Source organism: Sphingomonas sp. LH128, assembly GCF_000293195.2.
GTDB lineage: Bacteria > Pseudomonadota > Alphaproteobacteria > Sphingomonadales > Sphingomonadaceae > Novosphingobium > Novosphingobium resinovorum_A.
Genome location: NZ_ALVC01000322.1, coordinates 1 through 5,754, shown reverse-complemented (window position 1 = coordinate 5,754; position 5,754 = coordinate 1). Strand labels below are relative to the sequence as shown.

General features: G+C 67.6%; 3 protein-coding genes and 1 pseudogene. 1 reads left to right on the top strand and 3 read right to left on the bottom strand.

Annotation, left to right across the window (positions count from 1 at the left end):
- Positions 1 to 239 (top strand): annotated as a pseudogene (locus LH128_RS23045) (LLM class flavin-dependent oxidoreductase); the annotation flags it as partial.
- 143 nt (positions 240 to 382) lie between these two features.
- Here LH128_RS23045 and LH128_RS23040 read toward each other — a convergent pair.
- The 3 genes from LH128_RS23040 to LH128_RS23030 form a co-directional block, all read right to left on the bottom strand.
- On the bottom strand, positions 383 to 2,647 hold the full coding sequence (locus LH128_RS23040) for an NADP-dependent malic enzyme (RefSeq protein ID WP_008832097.1): 2,265 nt from the start codon (positions 2,645 to 2,647) through the stop codon (positions 383 to 385).
- A 235-nt stretch (positions 2,648 to 2,882) separates the two neighbouring features.
- Entirely contained in the window at positions 2,883 to 4,334 is a 1,452-nt protein-coding gene (locus LH128_RS23035; RefSeq protein WP_008832096.1) for an efflux transporter outer membrane subunit, read from the bottom strand.
- A 2-nt stretch (positions 4,335 to 4,336) separates the two neighbouring features.
- Positions 4,337 to 5,754, bottom strand: a 1,418-nt coding sequence (locus tag LH128_RS23030) for an efflux RND transporter permease subunit (protein WP_008832095.1), incomplete at its 5' end; no start/stop codon positions are given.

The following is a 5,754-nucleotide window of genomic DNA, read 5'->3' as shown; positions in this document are numbered from 1 at the left end:
GCGCGGCAGGCGGCGACGGCTTCGTGGAAGAGAACCTGTGGACCGGCATCGGCCGCGCCCGGTCGGGCTGCGGCGCGGCGATCGTCGGCGATCCGGATCAGGTGCTGGCGAAGATCCGCGCCTATCAGGCCGAGGGCATCGATGCCTTCATCCTGTCGGGCTATCCGCATGCGGCGGAGGCGGATCTGTTCTCGCGGCATGTCCTGCCGCAGATCAACCACGCGCCGCTGGTGCTGTAAGATGCGTATCCTCCCTGTTGCGAAGCAATGGGGAGGTGGCAGCCCCAAGGGGCTGACGGAGGGGGCAGTCCACCCCCTCCACCACCTGCTACGCAGGCGGTCCCCCTCCCCATCGCTGTGCGACGGGGAGGATTTGGCTCAACTCAATGCCCGTCGGCGGCGCAGACCGCGATGCTGGTCAGGTTCAGGATACCGCGCGCGGTGACCCCCGGCGTCAGCACGTGGATCGGCTGCGACAGGCCCAGCAGCATCGGGCCGACGGTCGGCGAACTGGACGAGGCCGAGAGCGCCGTCAGCGTGATGTTCGCCGCATCGAGGTTCGGCATCACCAGCAGGTTCGCTGCGCCCTCGAAGCCCGAATCCGGCACCAGCTTCTCGCGCAGCGCCTGGCTGAGCGCGGCGTCGGCGTGCATTTCGCCGTCCACGCGCAGTTCCGGCGCGACCTTGCGCACCAACTGCGCCGCCGAGCGCATCTTGCGCGCGCTCGGGCTGTTCGACGAACCGAAGTTCGAGTGCGACAGCAGCGCCACCTTGGGATCGAGCCCGAAACGGCGCACCGCGTCGGCCGCCAGCACGGTCATCTCGGCGATCTGCTCGGGCGTCGGATCGGGCACCATGTGGGTGTCGGTCAGGAACAGCACGCCCGCATCGAGGATCAGGCCCGACAGCGCATAGACGCGCTTCACGTCGGGCGCGCGGTCGATGATGCGCAACACGTGCTCGATCTGGCCCCAGTACTCCGAGTTGCCGCCGACCAGCGCCGCATCGACCTTGCCGGTGCGCAGCAGCATCGCGGCGGTCACGGTCGGGCGGCGATAGGTGTGGCGCAGAACTTCGGCGGTGGGCACGCCCTTGCGGCTCGCGATGGCGCCATAGGCCGCGACGAGTTCGCCCATCAGTTCGTGGTCGGTCTCGGGATCGACGAGATCGACGTGCTCGCCAAGGCGGAACGACAGGCCGAGTTCGGGCAGCTTCTGCTCCAGAATCCGGCGGCGGCCCACCAGCGTCGGGCGCACCATGCCTTCGTCGAGCGCATCCTGCACCGCGCGCAGCACGCGTTCGTCCTCGCCCTCGCCGTAAGCGACGCGCTTCATCGCCCCGCGCGCGGCCTGGTAGACCGGCAGCATGAGCTGGCCCGAGCGGGTGTTCATGTTCGCCAGCGACCGCTTGTACTCGGCGATATCGAGCGTCTTGGTCGCGACGCCCGAATCCATCGCCGCCTTGGCGACGGCGCCGGCGATCTCGACGATCAGGCGCGGGTCGAACGGGGTGGGGATGATGTACTCGGGGCCGAACACCAGCTTGCGGCCGCCGTATGCCTGCGCAACGCTGTCATGCGCGGGCATGCGCGCCAGACCGGCGATGGCCTCGGCGGCGGCGGCCTTCATCGCCTCGTTGATCTGCGTCGCGCCCGCATCGAGCGCACCGCGGAAGATGTAGGGGAAGCACAGGACGTTGTTGACCTGGTTCGGATAGTCCGAACGGCCCGTGGCGATGATCGCATCGGGACGCACTTCGCGGGCGGCCTCAGGCCGGATTTCCGGCTCGGGGTTGGCGAGCGCGAAGATCAGCGGCTTGTCGCCCAGCAGCGGCAGCCACTCCGGCTTGAGCACGCCCGGCGCCGAGAGGCCGAGGAACACGGTGGCGCCCGGCAACACGTCGGGCAGCGAACGCGCGTTGGTATCGCGGGCATAGCGCGCCATGTTGGGCAACATGCCCTCGCGGCCGGAATGGATCACACCGTCCTTGTCGGTCAGCGTCACGTTCTCGATCGGCAGGCCCATCGAGACGAGAAGGTCGACGCAGGCCAGCGCCGCCGCGCCCGCGCCCGAAGTGACGAGCTTGGCATCGGCCAGCGTGCGGCCCTGCAGCACCAGCGCATTGCGCACGGCGGCGGCGACGACGATCGCGGTGCCGTGTTGGTCGTCATGGAACACCGGGATGTTCATGCGCTTCTTCAGCTCGGCCTCGATGTAGAAGCACTCGGGCGCCTTGATGTCTTCGAGGTTGATGCCGCCGAAGGTCGGCTCCAGCAGCGCCACCGCCTCGATGAACTTGTCGGCGTCGGTGGTGTCGACCTCGATGTCGAACACGTCGATGTCGGCGAACTTCTTGAACAGGACGGCCTTGCCTTCCATCACCGGCTTCGAGGCCAGCGCGCCGATCGCGCCAAGGCCGAGCACGGCGGTGCCGTTCGAGATCACCGCGACGAGGTTGCCGCGCGCGGTGTAGTCCAGCGCCTTGGCGGGATCTTCGGCGATTTCCATGCAGGGCACGGCGACGCCGGGCGAATAGGCCAGCGCGAGGTCGCGCTGGTTCACCATACGCTTGGTCGGTTCGATGGTCAGCTTGCCGGGCCGAGGCAGGCGGTGGTAATCAAGTGCGGCGCGGCGCAGCGTCTCGTCCATGTGTTCGTCCCGTGGTCAGTGGCCAAAGTCAGCGTGCGATCCCATCGTCGAGGCGATAGGATTCGCTGCTCCCACAACACGGTTCGGGCGCGCCTGTCGAGTGCCTAAGGCGCAAAATCGGGACGATCGACACACTTCGTCATGCCCAGCGGGCACGGACGGCCCTCGCACACCGGCTCGGTGGGGTGGTGCGCAAGGACCGTCCGCGATCCCGGCTCTCACCGGGACCAAGGGGTTAACGGGCGGGCTGTTCGCCGCCGACCGGGGTGGTTTCCTCCAGGCCGCCGCCCAGCGAGCGATATAGCTCCACCAGATTGCTGGCCTGCGTCAGCCGCGTGGTGACCAGCGCCTGCTCGGCCCCGTAGGCGGTGCGCTGCGCGTCGAGCGTGGTCAGGAACGAATCCACGCCCGAACGGAACCGCGCGTCGGACAGCTTCGCCGCCACGCCCGCAGCCTCGGCGCGTGTGGTCTGTGCACGGATCTGGTCGCCGATGCGACCACGCTGGGCAAGCGCGTCGGAGACTTCCTTGAACGCGGTCTGGACCGCCTTCTCGTAAGTCGCGACGGCCACCTTCTGCGACGCCTTGGCGTATTCGAGATTGCCCGAACGGCGGCCGAAGTCGAACAGCGGCAGCGAGGCGCTGGGCGAGCCGGTGTAGGTGTAGCTGCCGTCCTTGAACAGACCGCCGAGCGCCGTGCTCAGCGTGCCGAGCGTGCCGGTCAGCGAGATCGTCGGGAAGAACGCCGCACGGGCCGCGCCGATGTTGGCGTTCTCCGCGATCAACTGGTGTTCGGCCTGCAGCACGTCGGGGCGGCGCAGCAGGACTTCGGAGGACACGTCACCCGGCAGTGCGTCACGGGTCATCGGCTCGGTGCCGAAGCCGGTGGGGAGCTGTTCCGCCGCGACGGTGGTGCCGACCAGCAGGTTGAGCGCGTTCTGATCCCGCGCCACGCTGGTTTCCAGCGCGGCGATGTCGTTGACGGCACTCTGGTAGCTGGTCTCCGCCTGCCGCACTTCCAGTTCCGAGCCGGTGCCGATGCGGAACTGCGCGCGGGTGAGGTCCAGCGTCTTCTCGAACGCCTTCGCCGTCTCGCGCGAGAGGCGCAGCTGTTCGCTGTCCGAGGCCATCGTCAGCCAGGCATTGGCGATCTCGGCGATGAGGCTGATGCGTGTCGAACGCTGGGCTTCCTCGCTGGCGAAGTATTGCTCCTGCGCGGCGCGCGACAGGTTGCGGACACGGCCGAACAGGTCGAGTTCGAAAGCCGAAAGACCCACGGTCGCCTGATAGATCTCGATGTCCGAGCTGCCACCCGTACCACCGGCCGCGCCCGCGCCCATCAGGTTGTTGGTGTAAGTCGCGGTGCCGGTGGCATTGACCGTGGGCAACCGGTCGGCGCGCTGGACGCGGTACTGCGCCCGCGCCTGCTGGACGTTGCCCGCCGCGATCCGCAGATCTCGGTTGTTGGCAAGGCCCGCCTCGATGACCTGCCGCAGCCTGTCGTCGAGGAAGAAGTCCCGCCAGCCGATGCGCGATACGTCCTGCGCATCGGTCGGGGCGGCCGGATAGACGCCGCCTTGCGGCAGCGCCACCGGGACGGCGCCCGCCGGTCGCTCGTACTTGGGAGCAAGGTTGCACCCGGCGAGCAGCGTGGTGCCGGCGAGCAGGATGAGGATCGACTTTTTCATGTTCAGCTTTCCTGCGGTGCCGCGCCGTGGGCGCCGTCAGCGTGAGGCTCATCGTCGGTGTTCGTCGGCTTGCGGTCGGTCTGCCCGTGCTTGAACAGGCGAGCGACGACCACGAAGAACATCGGGACGAAGAAGATCGCGAAGATCGTGGCGGAGAGCATGCCGCCCACCACCGCGCGGCCGATGGCGTTCTGGCCGCCCGCGCCCGCGCCGGTCGAGACTGCCAGCGGCAGCACGCCGAAGACGAAGGCCAGCGAGGTCATCAGGATCGGACGAAGACGCAGCCTTGCCGCTTCCATCGCCGCGTCGAAGGCGTTCATGCCGGACTGTACGCGCTCCTCCGCGAACTCGACGATGAGGATCGCGTTCTTGGCCGAGACGCCGATCGTGGTGATCAGGCCGACCTGCAGGTAGATGTCGTTGCCGAGCCCCGTAAGCCAGGCGGCGAACAGCGCGCCGACGACGCCCAGCGGCACCACCAGCATGACCGCGATCGGCACCGACCAGCTCTCGTACAGAGCCGCAAGGCACAGGAATACGATCGCCAGCGACAATGCATAGAGCATCGGCGCCTGACCGCCCGAAAGGCGCTCCTCGTAGGACAGGCCGGTCCATTCGATGCCGGTGCCTGCGGGCAGCTTCTGCTGCATCTCCTCGATCGCCTGCATCGCGCCGCCGGTACTCAGGCCCTGGCCCGGCGCGCCCTGAAGCTGCATGGCGGGACGGCCATTGTAGCGCGTGAGAATCACCGGCGCCTTCTTCCACGACAGCTCGGAGAAAGCACTGAACGGCGCCATCTGGCCGCTGGTGCCTCGTACGTAGAGGTTCGAAAGAGCCTCTGGCGAAGAGCGATACTGCTGGTCCGCCTGGATATAGACGCGCTTGGTACGGCCACGGTCGAGGAAGTCGTTGACGTAGGAACCACCCCAGGCGGTGCCGATCTCGGAATTGATCGCGGCAAGGTCAAGGCCAAGCGCAGCCGCCTTGTCCTGGTCGATCTTGACGTCGAGCTGCGCCGCATCGTCGAGGCTGACCGGACGGACCTGCGCCACGCGCTTGTCCTGCGACGCCATGCCGAGCAGCTGGTTGCGCGCTGCCAGCAGCTTGTCGTGACCCATGTTGGTCTCGTCGACCAGCCACATGTCGAAGCCGGTGGCGTTGCCCAGTTCCTGCACCGCAGGCGGGGTCAGCGCGAAGATCATCGCGTCACGGTACTTGGAGAAAGCCCCCATCGCGCGCCCGACGATCGCCGGTGCGCGGTTCTCCGCCCCGCCTCTATCCTTCCAGTCACGCAGCATCACGAAGGCCATGCCTGCATTCTGGCCCTGACCGGAGAAGGAGAAACCGTTGATCGTGAACACCGATACGACGTTCGCCTTCTCATCCTCGAGGAAGTGCTTGTTGACGAGGTCGAGGCCCT

Bases quoted from the DNA above. Each gene is read 5' to 3' on its own strand.
- LH128_RS23040 (WP_008832097.1), bottom strand. From the start codon at position 2,647: ATGGACGAGACGCTGCGCCGCGCCGCACTTGATTACCACCGCCTGCCT.
- LH128_RS23035 (WP_008832096.1), bottom strand. From the start codon at position 4,334: ATGAAAAAGTCGATCCTCATCCTGCTCGCCGGCACCACGCTGCTCGCC.